Consider the following 21,449-nt stretch of genomic DNA (forward strand, 5'->3'; position numbering starts at 1 on the left):
TCAGCCTCCCAGGGCCAGCGCAACACGGTAAGTGATGAACGACGCCGCATACGCCAGCGCAAACATGTAGCCGGCCATCATGAACGCATAGCGCACATGGCCCGTCTCGCGGCGCACCACCGACAAGGTGGAAATGCACTGCGGCGCAAACACGTACCACGCCAGCAGCGACAGCGCGGTCGGCAAGGGCCAGCTTTGCGTCAGGATCGGTTCCAGCTGCGCGGCCAGTTCATCGCCGGTCTGCGACAGCGCATACACGGTGCCCAGCGCGCCCACCGCCACTTCACGCGCGGCCAGTCCCGGCACCAGCGCAATGCAGATCTGCCAGTTGAAGCCGATCGGCGCGAAGATGACTTCCAGGCCACGGCCCAGGATCCCGGCGATGCTGTAGTAAATCGGCGGATGGGTCGCGCCGTCCGGTGCGCCCGGGAAGCTGGACAGGAACCACAGCAAGACCATCAAGGTCAGGATGATGGTGCCGACGCGGGACAGGAAAATCTTGGCGCGTTCCCACAGGCCCAGGCCCAGGTTGCGCAGGTGCGGAATGTGATAGCTCGGCAGTTCCAGCATCAGCGGCTGCTGGCGGTTGGAACCCATGGTGCGCTTCATGAAATACGCCACCGCCATGGCCGACACGATACCGGCCACATACAGGACAAACAGCACCAGCCCCTGCAAATTGATCATGCCGCCCACCATGCGATCGGGAATAAACGCGGCAATCACCAGCGCATACACCGGCAAGCGCGCGGAACACGTCATCAGCGGCGCGATCATGATGGTGACCAGGCGGTCGCGCGGGTTTTGAATGGTGCGCGCCGCCATCACGCCGGGAATCGCACAGGCGAAGCTCGACAACAGTGGAATGAACGCGCGGCCCGACAAGCCCACGCCGCCCATCAGCCGGTCCAGCAGGAAGGCGGCGCGCGGCAGGTAGCCGCAATCCTCCAGCACCAGGATAAAGAAGAACAAAATTAAAATCTGCGGCAGGAACACCAGCACGCTGCCGACCCCGCCCAAAATGCCATCGACCAGCAGCGACCGCAGCACGCCATCGGCCATCTGCGCTTTGACCAGTTCCCCGAGGCCTTCCACGCTTTCCTTGATGAAGTCCATCGGCACCGCAGCCCAGCTGAACACCGCCTGGAACACCAGGAACATCAATACCGCCAGGATGATGGGACCGGCCACCGGATGCAGCACCACGTCATCGATCTTTTCCGAGAAATTGCCGGTGTCGGCCGTGGTATTGACCACCAGCGCCAGGATGCGGCGCACTTCCTTCTGGGTCTGCTCCACCGGCACCGCGTCGATCGCGGCCAGCGGATTCGGCGCGCCCTGCCGCAGCGGCCACATGCTGTCGAGTTGCTGCAGCAGCGCTTTCTCGCCGCCGCTGTGCACCGCCACGGTTTGCACCACCGGCATCCCCAGTTCCTGGGACAGCAGCGCGGCATCGACAATGATGCCGCGCTTTTGCGCCACATCCATCATGTTCAGCGCCAGCACCATCGGCAAGCCGAGGCGTTTGATTTCCAGCACCAGGCGCAGGTTCAGGCGCAAGTTGGTCGCATCGACCACGCACACCACCATATCGGGCGCCGCGTCGCCGGCGCGCAAACCGGCCACCACGTCGCGCGTGATTTCCTCGTCCGGCGTGTGGGCCGACAAACTGTATGCGCCCGGCAAATCCAGCAACCGGAATGGATGCCCCGCCGGCGACGTGAACTGGCCTTCCTTGCGTTCGATCGTCACGCCCGCATAGTTCGCCACTTTTTGGCGCGCGCCCGTCAGGCGGTTGAACAAGGCCGTCTTGCCGCAATTCGGGTTACCCAGCAGCGCCACCATCGGCGACTGCGCCACGGCTTGCGCCGGCTTTTCTACTGCACCCATTATTTATTCCGGTTGGATAGAGATCAGCGCCGCTTCGAAGCAGCGCAAGGCGAAGGTCGCGTTGCCAACTTTAATGGCCAGCGGTTCGCCGCCCGGCATGCCGCGTTTCAGCATGCGGAGCCGTTCACCTGGCACAAAACCCAGTTCCATCAGGCGCCGCGCGAGGTCGGCGCCATCTTCATAATTGCCGGGAGCAACGTGGACCACGGTGCCGCTCTTGCCGACCGCCAGGGTGTCGAGCTGGATCAAGGTTGGAGCTTGCGTCATGGTCATTCCGAGGGTTCTGTGAGGAAATTTTGAGCAGCCATTATAAAGCGTAAATGGGAATGGTTTGTATTCTCAGGATTTTCTTGCATTGTACGCTGGACTGGGGCAGAATAGGAAACGTAATGATAACGATTCTCATTAACCAGAAGGCAATAGTGAAAGATCGTTATCAACATCAATCCCGTTTAGCCAGAAGGTAACGCAATGATCGTTTGTGTCTGCAACAACATTTCCGACCGCGAAGTCCGTCAAGCCATCGAACTGGGTATCACTTCTTTGGATGAATTGCGCCGCGACCTCGGCCTCGCCACCTGCTGTGGCCAGTGCGCCGACACCGCTGCGGAAATCCTGAATGAACACCTGGGCAGCTTGAACGAGACTGTGCTCAAGCGCCCTACCTTCACTGCTTAAGGACGCTATGAACACAATGACGATGCCGGCGCCTGGCGCCGACGAGACGCTGGCTGGCCTGTCTGCCTTTTGGCAAGAGAAGCGCAGCAAGATCATCAAGGTATCCGTCGTTGTGGGCTTGCATGTGGGCCTGGCATATGGCCTGCAGTCCGGCATGCTGCACAGCGCAGTGCAAGCGGTCATGCCGGAACCGGTCATGGTCACGTTCGTGACCCCGCCTCCGCCACCAGAAAGCAAGCCGCAGCCGAAGACGGTGGAAGTCGCCAAGGCGCCGACCGTCACGCCGCCGCCCCTGCCGCAAATCAATACCGTGGTGGAAAACACCATCACCCTGCCGCCGCCCGCGCCGCGCGTGGCGCAGGAAACTCCGGCCGCGCCCGCCGCCGTCGCCTCGGCCCCGCCGGCACCCCCGGCCCCACCCGCCCCCGCAACACCGCGCACGGTGCAAGGCGTGGAATATGTCCGCCCGCCGGCACTGGTCTATCCATCGGTCTCGAAACGCCTGGGTGAAACCGGCGTCGTCATGCTGCGCGTGCTGATCAGTGAAAAAGGCCAGGCCGAGCAAGTGCAAGTGCATAAATCGTCCGGCCATACCAACCTTGACGAAGCCGGCCGCCAGGCCGCGATGCGCGCCCTGTTTAAACCTTACCTGGAAGATGGCAAGGCCGTGCCGGTGTATGTGCTGGTGCCGATCAATTTCTCGCTGAGCTGACGCCAGGCGAATCGCGCAAGTTACGAGGCAACACCCCTTCAGCGCCCAACCCACGAGCAATCCAGGCAGGGACTTTTTTGAGGGGACAACAGGGGCCATGCATGGCCCCTTTGCTGTTTACATGTCGGCCCACATCCGCAACAGGTTGTGGTAATGCCCCGTCAGTCCCACCACCGCATCGCCATCCCCGATTTGCGCGCGCAGCTTCTGGATATTCTGGTCCAGGTCGAACAGGATGGAACGCTGCCAGTCATCGCGCACCATGCTTTGCGTCCACAGGAACGACGCCACCCGCTCGCCTTGTGTCACGGGCGCGACGCGGTGTACGCTGCTGGACGGATAGACGATGGCATCGCCGGCCGGCAACTTCACTTCGTGCGCGCCATAGGTATCCATGACGATCAGTTCGCCACCTTCATACTCATCGGGATTGCTGAGGAAAACCGTGGTCGAGACGTCCGCGCGCATGCTCTGCATATTGGTACTGTTGACGCGCACGGCGCCATCGATATGCAAGCCATATTGCTCACCGCCGGCATAGCTGTTGAAGTATGGCGGCAAGACGCGGTGCGGCAGCACGGCGGAGAAAAACAGGGGATTGGCGGTCAGCGCACGCGTGACGATGTCGCCCAGTTCCAACGCCAGCGGCGACCCTTCGGCCAGCTGGCGGTTGCGCTTCACTTGCGCGCCCTGCGCGCCGACGCTGGCGCGGCCATCGACCCACTCCGTGGCAGCCATCTTCTGGCGGAAATATTTGACTTGATCCGGCGTCAAAATGCCGGGTATGTGCAGCATCATGTTGCTATCCCTTCCGGTTAACTCAGCCGTCATTATGCGACATCCAAAGCATAATGAGAACGATAATTATTCGCGCTCTCACCAGCATTTTTGCCACCAATGTTATCTAGCCATTTTTTCATCATTTACTTACAGTTATCAGCAAGTTCGTGGCAAAATGGCGAAAAATCCCGCTCCATTAACTGATATGTGGATGCCCGGCCTGAAGGCCCGGCACCCAGTTATCCAACAATAAAAAGGTACTCCCATGAAGGGCGATAAAGACGTTATCCGTCTGCTGAATGCACAGCTGACCAATGAATTGACTGCGATTAACCAGTACTTCCTGCATGCCCGCATGTACCGCCACTGGGGCTTCGAAAAGCTGGCGAAGAAAGAGTACGAAGAATCGATCGGCGAAATGAAACACGCCGACAAACTGATCGACCGCATCCTGATGCTGGACGGCCTGCCGAACCTGCAAGCGCTGCACAAGCTGCTGATCGGTGAATCGACCCAGGAAATGCTGGAATGCGACTTGAAACTGGAACGTGCCGCCCACGTCACGATCAAGGAAGGCATCGCCACCGCTGAAAAAGCCACCGACTATGTGTCGCGCGATTTGCTGCTGATGATCCTGGAAGATACGGAAGAACACATCGAGTGGCTGGAAACCCAGATCGACCTGATCGGCAAGATCGGCCTGCAGAATTACCTGCAAAGCCAGATGGCGTCCGGCGAATAAACCGTCCCTGCCAAATTGAAGATGCCCGGCCTGAAGGCCCGGCACCCGTGACGAACATACCAAAGGCGCCGGCGTTGTCCAACGCGGCGCCTTTGGCATTTATGCGGGCACGCCCTGCGCGAGCGGCGCATCCTTCCCCGCCACCTTCACGAACAGCACCGCCACCGCGCCGCACAGCAGCAGCGCACCCGCCAGCCGGATCACGTTTTCCGGATGGCCGCCCAGCCACGCGTGGTAATACAGCGGCAAGGTCAGGATCTGGATGATCATCGGGATCACGATGAACATGTTGAAGATCCCCATGTAGACGCCGGTGCGCTCGGGTGGAATGCTGCCCGCCAGCATTACATACGGATTGCCCATCATGCTGGCCCACGCCAGGCCGATGCCGATCATCGGCACGAACAGCAACGCCGGCGAGGTGATCATCGGCAAGCACAGCATGCCGATCCCGGCCAGCACCAGGCACACGCTGTGCATGGCTTTCGGCCCATAGCGGCGCGTGAACGGCACCAGCGCAAAGGCCGCGATGAAGGCCACGAAGTTATAAAACGCCCCGATTTCACCGTTCAGCAAGCCGGCCTGGCGGAACCCGGCCGACGACGAATCCGTGGTGCCATACAAGGTCGAGGACAGCGACAGCATGATGTACTGCCAATAGCAAAACATCGCATACCACTGGAACAGTTTCACCAGCGCCAGCTGGCGCATGGTCAGCGGCATGTTGCGCAGCGCATCGGCGATTTCCGCCAGCGTATCGCGCCAGCCGCCGGGCGCGGCCCGCAGGCGCGCCAGTTCGGCCGGCGCCAGCGGCAATTCCGGCGTGGTTTTCACGGTCCACAGCACCGACGCCAGCGAAAACACGGCGCCGATCAAGAACGCGGCAATCACCGTATGGGGGATATGGTGGCTGTTGACCGCGTCGCGGCTCATGCCGAACGCCACCAGCAGCGACGGCGTCAGGTACGCCAGTGTCTGCCCCAGCCCCGTGAACGCGCTTTGGGTCAGGAAGCCCAGCGAATGCTGCTCCCGCTCCAGCCGGTCGCTGACGAAGGCCCGGTACGGCTCCATCGTCACGTTGTTGGCCGCATCGAGTATCCACAGCAGGCTGGCCGCCATCCACAGCGCGGGGCTGAACGGCATCGCCAGCAAGCCCAGACTGCACAAGATGGCGCCAATCAAAAAGTACGGCGTGCGGCGTCCCCAGCGCGACACCGTGCGGTCGCTCATCGCGCCGATCAGCGGCTGCACCAGCAGCCCCGTCACGGGGCCGGCCAGCCACAGGTAAGGCAGGCTGGCCTCATCGGCGCCCAGGTATTTGTAGATCGGGCTCATGCTGCTCTGCTGCAGGCCAAAACTGAACTGGATGCCGAAAAAACCCACGTTCATGTTGACCACTTGCCAGAACGACAGGCGAGGTTTGTACTGCGCCATTTTCTTGCTCCGGTTGGGTGAAAGGGGCGGTCAGCTGGCTAACCAGCGCCCGTTCCAGTCAGAATAAAAGGACAAGTCGGCCGGCACCGCGCCGGCCAGCCCGCACACGGCGCCGGCAAACGCGTTGGCGCGCTGCAAAGTGGTGTCCAGCGGCCAGCCGCGGGCGCGGCCCGCCAGATAGACGGCGGAAAACGCATCGCCCGCGCCCACGGTATCGACCAGCCGTTCCAGCGGCGTGCCCTCCACCGCCGTCATGCCGCCATCGGCGCCGTAGTGCACCGCGCCGCGTGGTCCCAGGGTCACGATCATGCCCTGCAGCGTGAAATTCGACATCAGCTGCGCGCATGCCATGCGCACATCGAGGCTGGCCATGTCGTCCAGCGGCGGACACAGATGGCTGTACCACTCAAACAATTGCGCCAGCTCGTCTTCATTGACTTTCAGGATATCGGCCTGCGACAGCGAATCGAATACCGTGCGTTCGGTGTACTGGCCGTCGCGCAAATTCAAGTCGAGGTAGCGCAGCGCCCCCGCCGCCTTCAGCACCGCTTGCAAGGCCGTGCGCGACGCTTCTTCGCGCTGCGCCAGCGTACCGAAATACAGCACATCCGGCTGCGCCTGCGCCGCCGCCTGGGCCGCCGCCTGCGCATCGATCGCGTCATACGCCTGGTGCGGCAGGATCTCGAAGCGGTGGCTGCCATCGGGCGCCATCTCCACCGCGACGCGGCCGGTGGCTTCGCCTGCGCCGGTTTGCAATCCCGCGTCCGCCATGCGGTAGCGCGTGAACTCATCGCGCACCAGCGCCCCATTGGCATCGTTGCCGATACGTGTGACCATCAGCGCCGGCAAACCAAGTCCGGCCAGGTGGCGCGCCACGTTGAACGGGGCGCCGCCCACCACTTGCACCGTGCCGAAATCATCGACCAGCGCTTCACCGAATACTGCAATTTCCTGCCTGACCATCGTCGTCTCCTGTGCATTCATGCCGCACGCTCCAGCCACAGCAGGGCGTACGGTTCCAGCACCACTTCACCTGAAAAGCCCTGGCCGGTCAAGCAATCGGACCATGCGCCATCGAGCGCCTGCGCCTGCTGCTGTTGCGAGAAATTGCACAGGCAAAGAAAGTCATCGCCGCGCGCCAGCGCCAGCACCGGGGCATGCGACGGCAACACCGTGCGCGGCGCGCCGGCCGCCAGCGCGGGCAGGCGGCGCCGTGCTTGCAACAACGCGCGCAAGCCCATGAACATGTGGCCGGCAGGCGTTTGCACATCATGGCGCTGCACCAGCGCCGCTTCATCCAGGTAAGGCCGCTGCAGCCAGCGGCTGTCCATCGCGTGTTGCGGACGCTGGAGGTAGCGGTCGTCGTTCAATTGCGCCAGCTCATCGCCCATGTACAGCACCGGCAAGGCGCCGAAGGCCAGCGTTAGCCCATGCAGCAGCAGGTTGCGCCGCAGGGCTGCCGCACGCTCGGCATCATTGCCCGCCGACTGCAATCCCAGCAGCGACGCGGTGGCGCCATTGCTGCCGTGCGCCGCGTTCGGATCGCTGCTCTGGAACGATGCGCCGGCCGCATAACTGCCTTCCTCGCCCATGTAAAAGCGCGCGATTTTTGCCAGGCGGGCAGCGGCATCGCCGCCGCCAGCGCCGGGACTTGCGGCGGCCAGTGCAATCCGAGCTGCGCCAGGGGCATCCGCTTCCGCCGCCTCGGCGCGCAGCACGTTCCAGCCGATATCGTCATGGCAGCGCACATACGACAGCCACGAGGCGGCAGGCGGCAACGCCGGCGTGCGTGCAATCACGGCCTTTAACAGCGCCGCATCCTGCTCGGCCAGCGCGCCCCAGCCGGCCGCCATCAGGCTGCTGTGGTACGCGATATGGCATTCGGCCGCGCCGCCGTCACTACTCTGGCTGCCCTGGCTGCCCAGGTAGGCGGGCAACTCCCGCGTCGGCACGATGGCTTCGGCCTTCAGCAACACACCCGGCGCGGCAATCGCCACGATGGCGCGCAGCGCCTGCAACAGCAGGTGCGCTTCCGGCTGGTTCATGCAGTTGGTGCCTTCCCGCTTCCACAGGAAGGCAGTGGAATCGAGCCGGAACACGTCGATGCCCCGGTTCGCCAGCCGCAGCAGCGCCTGCGCCATGTCCGCAAACACGGCCGGATTGGCGTAATTCAAATCCCACTGGTACGGATAAAACGTGCTCCACACCCAGCCTTGCAGCGCTTCCACGTACGTAAAATTGCCGGGCGCCACTTGCGGGAAGACCTGGCCCAGCGTGGCTTCATAGCGGTCGGGCACGGCGCGGTCCGGGTACACCAGGAAGTAATCGCGCAGCGCCGCGTCGCCCGCCTTCGCCCCCTGCGCCCATGCATGGTCATCGGCCACGTGGTTGAGGATGAAATCCGAACACAGGCTGATGCCGGCCTGGCGCAGCCTGGCCGCCAGCAGGTCGAGGTCGCCGTTTTCGCCCAGCGCCGGATTGACGTCATCAAAGCTGGCGACCGCGAAGCCGCCATCGTTTTCTCCTGCGCGGGGACGCAGGAACGGCAGCAAATGCAGGTAGCGCACGCCCAGCTCTTCCAGGTAGGGAATGCGCCGCGCGACACCGCGCAGGGTGCCGCCGAAGCGGTCCACATAACTGCAGTAACCCAGCATGCGCTGGTCGAGGAACCAGTCCGGGTCCGCCTCGCGGCGCGCATCCTGCGCCTGCAGGGCGTTTGGCCGCTGCGCCAGCAGGCCGCCGATGGCGCCCAGCAGCGTGGCATACCACTGCGGGAAATCCGGGCGCTGGCCATACAGCGCATGCAGCCGCTGGTGCAGCACCGCGTGCTGCGCCGCGTAGCGGCGGGCCGCCGTGTCGCGCAGCCCGCCTGCCAGCGGCGTGACCAGTGCAGGTAAAAAGTCAGGAAAATCAGTCATCGCATCAGCATCAGTTAGAACGAATATTGCAGGCTGGCCTTGATGGAGCGCCCCGCGATGGCGCGCGCGGCATGGCCGTCGCCTTCCACTTCGGTGTAGCCCAGCTTGTTGAACAGGTTGTTGGCCGACAGCGTGACCGTTGCCTGCGGCGTCACCTGGTATTGCAGGGATGCGTTCACCACGTGGTAGGCCGGCATGATGATGGTATGCGCATCGTCCGCCCACGATTTACCGGTGCCGATCAGCGACACGCCAATGGTGGCGTCGCCAATGGTGTAGCTGGGCGCCAGCTGGTACACGACTTTGGCCTGGCGGCGCGGCGTGTGGCCGATCACGGCTTCCTGGCCGGGCGCCGTGCCGGTGATCTTGGCATCGGTCACGGTCAGGCCGCCATTGATGCGGAAATCGCCCGCGCTGTATGCCGCTTCCAGTTCCACGCCTTTCGCGCTGTAGCGGTTCGAGGTGCTGATTTGCGTGGTGGCTTCGTAATTGCTCTCGGCGGTCTTGGCCTGGAACAGCGTGATGAACGCACTGGCGCCGCCCTGCCGCCATTTCACGCCGCCCTCGATCTGCTTCACCATGTTGATGCTGACCGGCGCGCTGCCGTCGAGCGGCGTGCCGAACAGGATGCGGTCGGCGTTGAACGCCACGCCGTCGCTGACGCGGGCAAACAGGGACAGGTTGCGCTGCAACTGGTAATTGCCGCCGACCGAATACGACGTGCGCGCGAGATCGTAATTGACCAGTTGCTGCGTGGCCGGGTCATAGCGCAAACCAGCGGTGGCGATGTTGGCGCTGCCGGTGGCGCGCTGGCTGTCGCGGCGCACGCTGGCGTCCATGTTCAGCGGGCCGCTTTCCCAGCCCACGTTCACATACGGCGACACCAGCTTGTATTCCATGTCAACCGCGCGCATGCAGCAATTGCCCCAGGCCGGGCCGATATAGCCGGGCGTGCTGCTCGCGGTTTTCAACAGCGCCGGGCTGTCGGTCTTCGCCTGCAGCAGGTATTCATTGAAGTTCCACGTCAGGCCCAGGTTTTGCAGCGACGAATACAGGCCGGCGGTCCCTGTCAGTTTGCCGCCGTCCAGCGCCCAGGTCTTGGACAGCTTGACATCGTTGAGCGTATTGCCCGCGTCATCGATCGACGTGTTGAAGACCACGGCGCGCATGGCGCGGCCGTTGTACAGCTGGCCGGTTTGCGGGCCGGTAGCGATGGTGTAGGCGCCGACCGTGCCGTTATCGGCCGGGAACACGCCGATAAAGCGGCCCGTGTTGCGGCTGTGGCGGAAGCTTTCCGTCAGCGCCACGCCCTGCCCCAGGTCCAGCGACAGCGCCACGCCAAACGTGTCGCTCTTCACCGACAAGCCATCGTTGACGTTGGACGAGACCTGGCCATTCCCCTTGGCCAGCGACACATCCTGCACCCAGTACGGTGAATAGAAACTGGCTGTGCGCGGATCGATGCCGGCAATGGTGTTGACGCGGCCGCCGGTGACGGACACCGGTACCGGCAGCGCGGTCGGCGACTTGTCATCGAGGTGCTTGAACGACAGGCGCAGGTAGCCACGGTCGAATTCGTGGGTCAGGTTGCCCTTGATCTGGCCGCCGCTTTCCGTGCTCATGCCGGTGGGGCGAATGCCTTCGCCGGTGCGGTAATGGCCACCGATAAAGAAGCGGGTTTTCTCCGTCAGCGGCGCGCCATACGAAAAGTCATAGCGGGTCTGGTCGTAATCGAGGCCGCGCGTGATGCCGATGCTGCCGCCCTGGCGTTCGCCGGTCTTGCTGATGAAGTTGATAATGCCGCCCGGCGAATTGCTGGCCAGGGTCGAGGCGGAGCCGCCGCGCACGGCTTCGACGTGGTCCAGCGTGCCGTCGATTTTCACGTAGCTGTCCGGCGTGATGAAGTTGAAATCGCCCGACTGCAGCACCGGCAAGCCATCTTCCTGCATTTGCACATAACGCGAACCGCCGGCGGAAATCGGCACGCCGCGCACGGTGATGTTGGCGTTGCCCTCGCCGCCGGACGATTCGGCGCGCAAGCCTGGAATCGAGCGCAGCAATTCCGCCGCGCTGGTCGGCACGGCGCGGGCAATGGCGTCGTCATCCATGGTGGACACCGACACGCTGGTTTTCATTTTCGACTGGCCACGGGCGGTGCCGGTCACCACGATACGTTCGAGTTTCAAGCCATCATCAGCGGCGGCCGTTGTCGTGGCGGCAGCCGGGGCGGTGGTTTCAGTGGCGGCGGTGTCAGTTGCCTGCTGGGCTTGGGCGGCAAAGTGCATCAGGGCGGCGGCGACAGCGGTCGCCATGCGGCCGCGCTGGGCGGTACGAACTTGCATGATTCATCTCCGGTTATAGGTGGGCGCCGCTGCGCTGGCGGCTGCTGGTTCTGCACTGCAGATGCCACATTATTTATCAACTGGATTTTTATTGCAATCGATTGCAATAACATTTTTACGACTATTTGCAGAACACGCGTGCGGCTAACTTGAAATCATATGCAAACGGTTGCAAACGAAGTGGCAAGCATGTCACTCCCTGGGGTCAGACCCCATTTGTGACAAAAGCGGACATATCCCTTCGGAAATGTCCACTTTTGTCATATTCGGGGTCTGACCCCAGAGGGTGACACAGCGGGTTCAGCGGCTGCTGGCGCGGATGATCAGTTCGGTGGGGAGTTGTTGCGAGACGGCGCTGCGGCCTTCGGCCAAGTCCAGCACGGTGGCGACCAGCGCGCGGGCCGCGTCGGCCAGGGGCTGGCGGATGGTGGTCAGCGGCGGATGGAAGTACGTCGATTGCTCGATATCGTCATAGCCGGCCACCGCCACGTCGCGTGGGACGGTGCGGCCCTGCGCGCGCAGCGCGTTAATCGCCGTCATGGCCAGCAAGTCGCTGCAGGCAAACAGCGCGTCATAGGCGGCATCGCGGCGCGCCAGTTCCTGCACGCCTTCGGTACCGCCCTCCGGCAGGAACGAGACCGGCACGTGCAAGGCCGGATCCGGCGCCAGCCCGGCCTCTTCCAGCGCCTGGCAATAGCCCTGGTGGCGCATGGCCGCTTCCGGCATCGCGGTGTCGCCCAGGAAGGCGATGCGGCGGCGCCCCTGTTGCAGCAGATGGCGCGTCGCCAGCAAGCCGCCCGCCACATTGTCGCCGCCCACCGTGCAATACAGTTGCTGCGGCAATTGCGCGCCCCACACGGCGATCGGCACCCCGCGCGCCGCCATCTGGTTCAACTGGTCATGGTGGCGCCACTGGCCAATCAGGATCACGCCGATCACGCGACCGGTATCGTAAGGCTGCGCGGCCGCATCGAGCTGGTCGGCATCGACCCGCGACAGCAGCATGTCGAAGCCCTGTTCCGTCAGCGCATCGGCCAGGCAGCCCAGCATGCCGAGGAAAAACGGGTCGGTCAGGTGCTGCCGCGTGTGCGCATCCGACACGGCGGGAATCACCACGCCAATCGTACGGTTTTGCTTCAGGCGCAGGTTCTGGGCGCCGATATTGATGGTGTACTTCAGCGAGCGCGCCAGTTCCATCACGCGGTCGCGGGTTTCCTGGTTGACCAGTTTGCTGCCACTGAGGGCGCGCGACACCGTGGACGTCGAGACACCGGCCAGGCGCGCGATATCGGCCATTTGCAGGCGGCGGTTGTCCGCGTTCGACAGGGGGGACGTTGCGGTGGACGTTGCGGCGGGCGGCGCAGCCGGATCGGGCTGCGCGGGCACTTTTTTCGGCATCAGCGGATTACGGGATAGGGGCGGGATTTATTGCGGGACCGTGTCGCGGAACGAGGGACGCTCGGACAATTTATCGTACAGGCGGGCCAGGTTCGGATGGTCGCCGCGCCAGTCGATTTCCGGGAAGCGGAAGGCCAGCCAGCCCACCGTGCAGCCGACAGCCACGTCGGCCAGCGAATAATGGTTGCCGGCGCAGTATGGCGACTCGCCCAGCTTGTCCGACAGGAACGCCAGGCCCTGACGGACCTTTTGCAGCTGGCGCTCGATCCACTCCTGGCTTTGCTGCGATTGCGGGCGCTGGGTGCGCTCCAGGCGCACCAGCACACCGGCGTCCAGCACGCCGTCGGCCACGGCTTCCCAGCATTTGATATCGGCACGCTCGCGGCCATTCGGCGGCAACAGCTTGCACACCGGGGTCAACGTATCGAGGTATTCCACCATGACGCGCGAATCGACCAGGGCGTGGCCATCTTCCATGATCAGGCACGGCACCTTACCCAGCGGATTCACGTCGTGAATGCGGGTGTCCGCTTGCCACACGTTTTCCAGCTCAAACTGGTAATCGAGCTTTTTTTCAGCCAGGACAACCCGGACTTTCCTTACGTAAGGACTGGCGAGAGAACCGATAAGTTTCATAGACGCTAACAAAAGGAGGTTAGGAAGCAGTATAGCATCGGGTTTGCAGCCCATCGACTATCACCGGCCGCCGGCAAGCGGGGACCGGGCAATGGTAAAATCCTGACTTCACGTGTTGTTTGCCTGTTTTTTCAGGCGCCGCCACCCCTTTACGGCATCGTTGTGGCGACAACGGTGCGGCGTGGTTTTCCCACCACGCCGCGCATCGGCCACATGCAGTATTCCCTTGCTTTACCCACTTTTAACTTAGCATCCGCTTCCCATGACCACTACGCCCTACTCCACCCTGTCGGCCCTGTCCCCGCTGGACGGCCGTTATGCATCGAAGACCGATAAACTGCGCCCGATCCTGTCGGAAGCCGGCTTCATGCACAACCGCGTGAAAGTTGAAATTTCTTGGTTGCAAGCCCTGTCGCACGCCGGCTTTGCTGAAATCAAGCCATTTTCGCCTGACGCGACCGCACTGCTGGACAAGCTGGCGTCGGACTTCTCGGAAGCCGATGCGGCCCGCATCAAGGAAATCGAAGCCGTCACCAACCACGACGTCAAAGCCGTCGAGTACTGGCTGAAGGAACAAGTGAAGGATGTGCCGGAACTGGTCGCGGCAAGCGAATTCATCCACTTCGCCTGCACCTCGGAAGACATCAACAACACGTCGCACGGCATGATGCTGAAAGCCGCCCGTGACGGCGTGATGCTGCCGTCGCTGCAGGCCGTGGTGGCCAAGCTGACCGAAATCGCCCACGTCAACGCGGAATTGCCGATGCTGTCGCGCACCCATGGCCAGACCGCCAGCCCGACCACCCTGGGCAAGGAATTCGCCAACGTGGTGGCCCGCCTGCAGCGCGCCATCAAGCGCATCGAACAAGTGGAAATCCTGGGCAAGATGAATGGCGCCGTGGGCAACTACAACGCCCACCTGTCCGCGTATCCATCGTTCGACTGGCCAACCTTCTCGAAGAACGTGATCGAACAGCGCCTGGGCCTGGTGTTCAACCCGTACACCATCCAGATCGAACCGCACGATTACATGGCCGAACTGTTCGACGCGTTTGCCCGCGTCAACACCATCTTGCTGGACTTGAACCGCGACATCTGGACCTATGTGTCGCTGGGCTACTTCAAGCAAAAGCTGAAGGCCGGTGAAATCGGTTCGTCCACCATGCCGCACAAGGTCAACCCGATCGACTTTGAAAACTCGGAAGGCAACCTGGGCCTGGCCAACGCCGTGCTGAAACACCTGTCGGAAAAACTGCCGGTGTCGCGCATGCAGCGCGACCTGACCGACTCCACCGTGCTGCGCAACATCGGCGTGGGCTTCGGCTACACCCTGCTGGCCTACGACAGCTGCCTGCGCGGCCTGAACAAGCTGGAAGTCAATCCGCAGCGCCTGGCCGCCGACCTGGACGCGAACTGGGAAGTGCTGGCCGAGCCGGTGCAAACCGTGATGCGCCGCTATGGCATTGAAAACCCGTACGAACAGTTGAAAGAACTGACCCGTGGCAAGGGCATCTCGAAAGATGCGCTGCAAGTGTTCATCAATGGCCTGGCGATCCCGCAAGAAGCCAAGGATGTGCTGCTGCAGATGACGCCGGCGAATTACATCGGTATCGCCGACAAGCTGGCCAAAGCCATCTAATCCATATTGAAGTTCCGACATGCAATATGCCGGAACTGCTGTAAAGTTTAGGGCGGATCAATGATCCGCCTTTTTGTTTTATCCCCGTTTAAGCGTCCCGTAATTCTTCCGTTCAGCAAAGTTCCCGTTTCTTTGTTATATTTTAGTCCTAACACGTACTAATTCGAAGGACCACCATGGAACGCTACACCAAGACCGCCATGCTGCTGCACTGGCTGGTAGCCATCCTGATCATCGCGGCTTTTTTGCTGGGCCTGACGATGGTCGATATCAAGGGCATCACCCCCACCAAGCTGAAGTACTACTCGTGGCATAAATGGCTGGGCGTGACCGTGCTGTTCCTGGCCGTGGTGCGTGCCTTGTGGCGCGCCAACCATACGCCGCCGCCGCACCCGGCGCACATGCCGGTATGGCAAAACAAGGCGGCCGATGCGGTCCACTACCTGCTGTATTTCTTTATCTTCGCCGTGCCCATTTCCGGCTACCTGTATTCGCTGGCGGCCGGCGTGCCCGTGGTCTACCTGGGGGTCTGGCACATGCCGGTATTGTTCGAAGGCACGCCGGAACTGAAAGCCTTCTTCAAGCCGGTCCACTACTGGCTGACCATGAGCATGGCGCTGTTTGTCATCGCCCACGCCGGCGCCGCGTTAAAACACCACTTCATTGACCGCGATGGCGTGCTCAAACGCATGCTGCCATAACCCGAATTTCGACCCATTTACCGGAGCTGATCAACATGAAACAACGCGTATTGCTGGCCTCGCTGCTGGGCCTGTCGCTGGCGGCCAGCGCGGCCGTCCTGAAAACCGATGCCGCGAAAAGCTCGGTGTCCGCCACCTTCAAGCAAATGAATGTGCCGGTCGAATCGAAGTTCAAGAAGCACAACATCGTCATCGATTACAACGACAAGTCGCCGGAAGCGTCAAAGGCCACGGTTGAAATCGACACGGCCAGCCTGGACCTGGGCGATGTGGACATGAACAAGGAAGTCGCGAAGAAGGAATGGTTTCATTCCGCCCAGTTCCCGAAAGCCACCTTCACGTCCACCTCGATCAAGAGCGCCGGCGCCGGCAAGCTGACCGTCACCGGCAAGCTGACCATCAAAGGCAAGGCCGCCGACGTGTCCTTCCCTTTGAGCGTGAAAGCCGACGGCAAGAACCAGGTATTCGATGGCGCGCTGCCGATCAAGCGCCTGGCCTTCAACATTGGTGAAGGCGAATGGAAAGACACCAGCATGGTGGCCGACGAGGTCACCATCAAGTTTCACGTCATTGCAGCGCAATAAGCGCAGCAGATTACGCAGTACAACACCCTCACACACGGAGACACCCGCATGAAAGCTAAAGTCCTGATCGCCGCCCTGATCGCCGCCACCGCAGGTTCGGCCTTCGCCGCCGACACCTACAACATCGATCCCAACCACACCTACCCAAGCTTCGAAGCGGACCACCTGGGTATTTCGGTATGGCGCGGCAAGTTCACCAAAACCTCCGGCAAGGTGACCGTGGACCGTGCCGCCAAGACGGGCACGCTGGACATCGTCATCGATGCGAAATCGATCGACTTTGGCCACGAAAAAATGAGCAATCACGCGCGCTCGCCGGAAATGTTCAACGTCGAAAAATTCCCTGAAGTGACGTACAAGAGCAAGTCGCTGAAATTCGACGGCGACAAGCTGGTCTCCGTGGAAGGCGACCTGACCCTGATGGGCGTGACCAAGCCGGTGACCCTGACCGTGAAATCGTTCAAGTGCATCCAGCATCCGATGCTGAAACGCGAAGTCTGCGGCGCCGACGTTGCCGCGGAATTCAAGCGCAGTGACTTTGGCCTGAACTACGGCCTGCCACGCTTCTCGCCGGAAGTGAAACTGGCGATCCAGGTGGAAGCCGTCAAGGCCGACTGATCGTACGCCCCTGTTGGCAAGGGCCGGCCGGAGATTCCAGCCGGCCCTTTGTACTTATGGGGTTTCGCGGTAAGGATCCCCCGGATTCGGGTTATTCACCCGGTCCCAAGCGGCGCGCGTTGCCGTCTTGGCCTGTTCCCAGTTCAGCCGCGAACGCTCCTTGGTGGTTTCCCAGTCATTGCGCAGACGCGCTTCCGCCGCATCCCAGTTGCCGCCATAACGGCCATGACTGTTGTAACCCAGCGCGTAAGCCGGACCATAATCGTCATAGTCATAACCCGGCACATAGTAATCTTCGCGCCGGAAGTGATCTTGCCAGTAGCGCTGTTCGTCGGCCGGATTGATGGCCGCCCCCACCCCCAGCCCCACCGCGCCGCCCGCCAGCGCGCCAATCGCCGCGCCTGCCGCCATGCCCACGGGACCGCCGGCCGCACCGATGGCCGCACCCGCCATGGCGCCGCCACCGCTACCGATGCCTTCCGCCATGTGATGGTCTTCCAGCTCATCGCCCGGCTTCGGATTGACCACTTCGGCCGCGCCTTTACCAGCCAGGCCGCCGGCAATCCCGCCAATCACGGCGCCGGCCGCCATCCCCACCGGTCCGGCCGGCGCGCCTGCCGCAATACCGGCCAGGGTTCCCGCCCCCGCACCGACACCGGTGCCCAGCACGTGTTCGCCCGCTTCCTCTTTCCAGCTATCGGCCAGGTAGGCCGCATCGGCTTCGGAACGGGCGTGTATGCCCATCACGATGCCGCCGTTTTTAATGCCCTCTTCATACAGCTGCGCGCGTTCTTCCGGAATACCGGCGCCCACCAGCGCCCCCAGCACGCCGCCCGTCAGGGCGCCCGCGCCCGCACCGGCAATCGCGGCAGCCACCGGCCCCGCCACCACCACACCGATGCCCGGCAACACCACCGTGGTGCCCACCGCGGCAATCGCCGCCAGTACCGCCCCCACCGCGCCGCCGATGCCGGCGCCTACACCGGCGCCTTCCGCCGCCATGCTGCCCAACTCCGTGTCGTCCTTGCTGAAATGGCGCTTGCGCGCCTCGTCCGACATCACCAGATTGACGTCGTCCTTGCCGTAGCCGCGCTGGGCGGCCCGGTGGTATGCGCGCTCGGCGCTGTCGCGGTCATGGAATAGGCCGGTGACCAGCCGGCTGCTGTCATAGTTACTCATCATTAGTCTCCCAAGATGGTTGTCATTGCAAGACTGTCACCTTACGGCCGCAATCCCCCCGCATCTGTGCGGGCACGCACACGGCCGCCTGGCGGCTCTGCCGTTTGAATTGCACAGGTGAAAAGCCGTATAAGGCAGATGGCGTCTGTTCGTTGGCGCACGGACGCACAACTGGTGACGCGAACACAATGGGTTCAAGGGCCATCCCACCCGGGCTGGTCCGTCGTCTATCGATAGGAGGGCATATGAGCTTCGTACTTTGGATCGTCATTGGCGGTATTCTCGGCTGGCTGGCCAGCATGGTGATGCGCACTGACGCACAACAGGGCATCTTCCTCAACATGATTGTCGGGATTGTCGGCGCCTTGCTGGGCGGCTGGCTGCTGACACCATTCTTTGGCGGCGGCACCATCAATGCCGATGATTTCAGCGCGGTGTCACTGATCGTGTCGTTCCTCGGCGCGCTCGTCTTGCTGGGCGTGGTCAACCTGATTTTCCGCGGCCGCCTGCGCTGACCCTGAAACATCCTTCCGGCCGGGCTGTCGTCCGGCCAACTCCCCTCCGCTCCTCCCCATGATGTGCAGTTTTACTCATTACTATTTCCGTCCGTAATTAAATAAACACCAATTCCAATTTCCATAAAATAATTAATATATTCAATCTGGTTTTTGATTTGTCATTCAGCCGACATTTAATTTGTCACCCTATTGACAATTCAGAAGTTTATTTAATTTAGATGGTTGACTTTCGGTTTTTCGGAGTCTAAAGTTCGGTCCGGGTATTGAGAAATATCCAATTTGATTGAATAATAAACCTTTCCACGAGAATTGAAATGAAGAAAATCTCCGCCATCAAGAAGCAGGAACTAAAAACCACCACCATGGCAATGTATCCGCTCTTTTGCAGTTGGCCATTTCCGCTGTAGCAAATAAAAATACCTGGTTATTTACATTTAATGACCGGCACACAAAGGGATGTTAGAAATATTAGTTAATAACGCTGTCTATTAAAAATCAATAAATAGCCTTCCACGCTTATTAATAATTCCAGGCATTGAGGAATCGAAATGCTGAATACCACCCACCTGTACCGCATCCGCCCAGTCCAGCAACTGGATGCGCCCGCGCTGGCCACCGCCGTGCGCACGTATGAACTGGACGCCAGTTTCGCCCACCACGGCGTCTGGGCCGGCGCCAGCAACCTGGTTGAACAGGCCTATCTTTATTACGCCGCTCAAGGCCGCCAGGATGTGCTGGATGAACACAATTACGCGCTGTATATGATGTTGCCGCAACACCGCGACGCTATCGGTTTGAAATATGCATGCCTGACCGACACGGCCAGCTTGGCGGAAAAAACCCGCAATTTCCCGCTCGACCGCGCCTACCGCCTCATCAATGGCGCGGTGGGATTGATCCGCGCCTGGAAAGCCGAAGCCGGCGCCGTCGAGCAATGGGCGCTGCTGGTGCGTAACTTCGATGCGGCCGGCCACCTGGCGTCGCGTTTCGTGACGGAACTGGCGCGCCGCCTCACCATCGGCAGCCACATCGTGGTGTGCATCGAATCACCCGCCGCGCCCGATCCGGCCGCGCCGCCACTGGCCGGATCGCACCTCGCCATGACGCCGGAAACCGGCTTCCTGCCGTTGAACCGCTTGACGCCGCAAGACGATGCGCCGGCGGTGGTGGAAGGCTTGACGTACCAGGATTTGTACGGCGCCGGCATGGCGGAGTGGCAGCGGCTGTACATCCCGCTGCTGCGCTATTACCGCAACCGTGGCGACGGCTTGAATACGGCCCGCGTGGCCATGCGCGCACTGTGCGTGCACAACCACTATGGCTTTTATCATGAAGCGGCGGGCTTTGCCGATACCGTGCTGCCATGGCTGGACCAGCTGGTGGGCGGCGATGAAGCGGCGCGTTGGGACTACATCGGCAATATCTTCCAGGCCCTGGTCACGACCGGCCACGAACAGCGGGCGCTGGAGATCGTGGAAAAACACGCGCTGCCATACCTGTCCCACAACGTGCTGAAAGCCAGGCTGCACTACCTGCTGTCGATGGTGCACTTGCGCTACCTGCCGGAACAAAGCGTGCCGCTGTCGCACATGCACCTCGAACAGGCGCTGCATTGCCTGCAACTGGCCGAAGGGGAGATCCCCGATGAACAGTTCGCGTTCCTCAATGTGTTCCTCAATAATGCCCTGGCGCTGGTGCGGATGCGCCAGGGCCGGCCGGACGAGGCGCTGGCGCTGTGCCAGCAAGGCTTCCAGCATTTGACGGACATGCTGGGCGACGATGCGCACCGGCTGCACCGTTCGGTACTGCTGTATAACGCGGCGCAAGTGCTGTCCGCGCTGGACCAGCACGACGATGCGCTGCACTATTACTACCGCGCCATGGAAATGGACCCGTACTACTCCGAGTACTACAACGAGAGCGGCAATATCCTTCAGCGGCTGGGCCGCTTTGATGAAGCGCTGGCCATGTACAGCCTGGCGGCGCGCTACAGCGCACCGTATCCGGAAGTGTATTTCAACAAGGGCGCATGCCATGCCCAGCTGGGACAATGGGACGCCGCCCTGGCGTGCCTGCGCACCAGCCTGGAACTCCAGCCACAACAGCCGGAAGCGCAACTGCTGCTGGGTGAAACGTTCGACATGCTGCAGCGTCCGGTTGATGCGCAGGCGGCCTACAGCGCCGTCATTGAACTGGATCCACTGCACGTGGCGGCGCGCGTCAACCGCGCCGTCAACCACTATGCGCATGGCGACCTGGCCGCCGCGCTTGCCGATATGGACCGCGTACTGGAACTGGAACCGATGGTGGCCAGCCACTATGCCAACCGCGCGGAAATCTACAAGGCGCTGCAATTGCGCGACATCACCGCCATGCGGCAATACCAGGAGGCAGCGTAATGAATACCCAACGTCCCGCCACGCAGCTGACGCGCCGCGCCCTGGTGCTGGTCGCCGCGCTGAGCGCCACCTTTATCGCCCTGATCCTGTTTATGGGCGGTTTCATCATGTACACCCAGGCCGTCGCCGTCGAAGCCCCGTCCAAGCCGCCGGCCAGTAATGTTGCAAATAAGAAAATTCAAGAGCGGCCGCTAAAACAGAGTTGACGTGGGGTTGACGTATACGTAAAGCGGGAGGATACTCACGCGCTGTGGCCCGATCCGGGCCACAGTCATATCCAA

The 21,449-nt window shown here is 61.9% G+C and carries 20 protein-coding genes; 9 read left to right on the forward strand and 11 right to left on the reverse strand.

All coding sequences use genetic code 11. From position 1 onward, the window contains the following. The 3 genes from feoB to AC1RRC_RS15610 all read right to left on the reverse strand — a co-directional run bounded on the left by feoB (position 1) and on the right by AC1RRC_RS15610 (position 2,664). Positions 1 to 1,890, reverse strand: coding sequence for a ferrous iron transporter B (gene feoB / locus AC1RRC_RS15600; RefSeq protein ID WP_493056400.1), 1,890 nt, complete (start codon positions 1,888 to 1,890; stop codon positions 1 to 3). A gap of 3 nt (positions 1,891 to 1,893) precedes the next feature. Next, on the reverse strand, positions 1,894 to 2,157 hold the full coding sequence (locus tag AC1RRC_RS15605; protein ID WP_493056401.1) for a FeoA family protein: 264 nt from the start codon (positions 2,155 to 2,157) through the stop codon (positions 1,894 to 1,896). 138 nt (positions 2,158 to 2,295) lie between these two features. Next, positions 2,296 to 2,664 (reverse strand): hypothetical protein, encoded by a 369-nt coding sequence (locus tag AC1RRC_RS15610; RefSeq protein ID WP_493056402.1) that lies wholly within the window; start codon positions 2,662 to 2,664, stop codon positions 2,296 to 2,298. A 58-nt stretch (positions 2,665 to 2,722) separates the two neighbouring features. Between AC1RRC_RS15610 and AC1RRC_RS15615 the strand changes: the two genes are divergently transcribed. Next, on the forward strand, positions 2,723 to 3,280 hold the full coding sequence (locus AC1RRC_RS15615) for an energy transducer TonB (protein ID WP_493056403.1): 558 nt from the start codon (positions 2,723 to 2,725) through the stop codon (positions 3,278 to 3,280). A 117-nt stretch (positions 3,281 to 3,397) separates the two neighbouring features. Here AC1RRC_RS15615 and AC1RRC_RS15620 read toward each other — a convergent pair whose 3' ends face one another. Then, positions 3,398 to 4,078, reverse strand: a complete 681-nt coding sequence (locus AC1RRC_RS15620) for a Fe2+-dependent dioxygenase (protein WP_493056404.1) — start codon at positions 4,076 to 4,078, stop codon at positions 3,398 to 3,400. A gap of 247 nt (positions 4,079 to 4,325) precedes the next feature. Here AC1RRC_RS15620 and bfr point away from each other — a divergent pair, with 247 nt between their 5' ends. Further along, positions 4,326 to 4,802, forward strand: coding sequence for a bacterioferritin (gene bfr / locus AC1RRC_RS15625; protein ID WP_493056405.1), 477 nt, complete (start codon positions 4,326 to 4,328; stop codon positions 4,800 to 4,802). 99 nt (positions 4,803 to 4,901) lie between these two features. Here bfr and AC1RRC_RS15630 read toward each other — a convergent pair whose 3' ends face one another. The 6 genes from AC1RRC_RS15630 to AC1RRC_RS15655 form a co-directional block, all read right to left on the reverse strand. Next, positions 4,902 to 6,236 (reverse strand): MFS transporter, encoded by a 1,335-nt coding sequence (locus AC1RRC_RS15630; RefSeq protein WP_493056406.1) that lies wholly within the window; start codon positions 6,234 to 6,236, stop codon positions 4,902 to 4,904. A gap of 30 nt (positions 6,237 to 6,266) precedes the next feature. Then, on the reverse strand, positions 6,267 to 7,220 hold the full coding sequence (locus AC1RRC_RS15635; RefSeq protein ID WP_493056407.1) for a PfkB family carbohydrate kinase: 954 nt from the start codon (positions 7,218 to 7,220) through the stop codon (positions 6,267 to 6,269). Continuing rightward, positions 7,217 to 9,154 (reverse strand): alpha-amylase family glycosyl hydrolase, encoded by a 1,938-nt coding sequence (locus AC1RRC_RS15640; RefSeq protein WP_493056408.1) that lies wholly within the window; start codon positions 9,152 to 9,154, stop codon positions 7,217 to 7,219. The genes AC1RRC_RS15635 and AC1RRC_RS15640 overlap by 4 nt, the downstream gene beginning before the upstream one ends. Positions 9,155 to 9,168: 14 nt before the next feature. After that, a complete protein-coding gene (locus tag AC1RRC_RS15645) occupies positions 9,169 to 11,496 on the reverse strand; it encodes a TonB-dependent receptor domain-containing protein (protein WP_493056409.1) in 2,328 nt (775 codons plus the stop codon). A gap of 300 nt (positions 11,497 to 11,796) precedes the next feature. Continuing rightward, complete coding sequence (locus tag AC1RRC_RS15650; protein WP_493056411.1) at positions 11,797 to 12,894, reverse strand: LacI family DNA-binding transcriptional regulator; 1,098 nt, start codon at positions 12,892 to 12,894, stop codon at positions 11,797 to 11,799. A 27-nt stretch (positions 12,895 to 12,921) separates the two neighbouring features. Further along, positions 12,922 to 13,530 carry a glutathione S-transferase family protein gene (locus AC1RRC_RS15655; protein WP_493056412.1) on the reverse strand — a complete coding sequence of 203 codons (609 nt, stop codon included), beginning with the start codon at positions 13,528 to 13,530 and terminating at the stop codon, positions 12,922 to 12,924. 262 nt (positions 13,531 to 13,792) lie between these two features. On the opposite strand from AC1RRC_RS15655, the gene purB reads away from it, so the two are divergent. The 4 genes from purB (at position 13,793) to AC1RRC_RS15675 (ending at position 17,072) form a co-directional block, all read left to right on the forward strand. Continuing rightward, entirely contained in the window at positions 13,793 to 15,169 is a 1,377-nt protein-coding gene (gene purB, locus AC1RRC_RS15660; RefSeq protein ID WP_493056413.1) for an adenylosuccinate lyase, read from the forward strand. A 176-nt stretch (positions 15,170 to 15,345) separates the two neighbouring features. Next, positions 15,346 to 15,870, forward strand: a complete 525-nt coding sequence (locus tag AC1RRC_RS15665; RefSeq protein ID WP_493056414.1) for a cytochrome b — start codon at positions 15,346 to 15,348, stop codon at positions 15,868 to 15,870. A gap of 35 nt (positions 15,871 to 15,905) precedes the next feature. Next, positions 15,906 to 16,454 (forward strand): YceI family protein, encoded by a 549-nt coding sequence (locus AC1RRC_RS15670; RefSeq protein ID WP_493056415.1) that lies wholly within the window; start codon positions 15,906 to 15,908, stop codon positions 16,452 to 16,454. Between the two features lie 48 nt (positions 16,455 to 16,502). Next, the gene (locus AC1RRC_RS15675; protein WP_493056416.1) at positions 16,503 to 17,072 is read left to right on the forward strand and encodes a YceI family protein; all 570 of its coding nucleotides are present in this window, start codon (positions 16,503 to 16,505) and stop codon (positions 17,070 to 17,072) included. A gap of 54 nt (positions 17,073 to 17,126) precedes the next feature. Here AC1RRC_RS15675 and AC1RRC_RS15680 read toward each other — a convergent pair whose 3' ends face one another. Further along, positions 17,127 to 18,254, reverse strand: coding sequence for a hypothetical protein (locus AC1RRC_RS15680; RefSeq protein ID WP_493056417.1), 1,128 nt, complete (start codon positions 18,252 to 18,254; stop codon positions 17,127 to 17,129). 242 nt (positions 18,255 to 18,496) lie between these two features. Here AC1RRC_RS15680 and AC1RRC_RS15685 point away from each other — a divergent pair, with 242 nt between their 5' ends. The 3 genes from AC1RRC_RS15685 to AC1RRC_RS15695 all read left to right on the forward strand — a co-directional run bounded on the left by AC1RRC_RS15685 (position 18,497) and on the right by AC1RRC_RS15695 (position 21,374). Continuing rightward, a complete protein-coding gene (locus AC1RRC_RS15685) occupies positions 18,497 to 18,766 on the forward strand; it encodes a GlsB/YeaQ/YmgE family stress response membrane protein (RefSeq protein WP_493056418.1) in 270 nt (89 codons plus the stop codon). A 551-nt stretch (positions 18,767 to 19,317) separates the two neighbouring features. Next, positions 19,318 to 21,168, forward strand: a complete 1,851-nt coding sequence (locus tag AC1RRC_RS15690; protein ID WP_493056421.1) for a tetratricopeptide repeat protein — start codon at positions 19,318 to 19,320, stop codon at positions 21,166 to 21,168. Continuing rightward, positions 21,168 to 21,374, forward strand: a complete 207-nt coding sequence (locus AC1RRC_RS15695; RefSeq protein ID WP_493056423.1) for a hypothetical protein — start codon at positions 21,168 to 21,170, stop codon at positions 21,372 to 21,374. Before AC1RRC_RS15690 ends, AC1RRC_RS15695 begins: the two co-directional genes overlap by 1 nt. Positions 21,375 to 21,449: the final 75 nt, after the last annotated feature.

This window comes from Pseudoduganella sp. GW821-FHT12E03 (genome assembly GCF_058807115.1).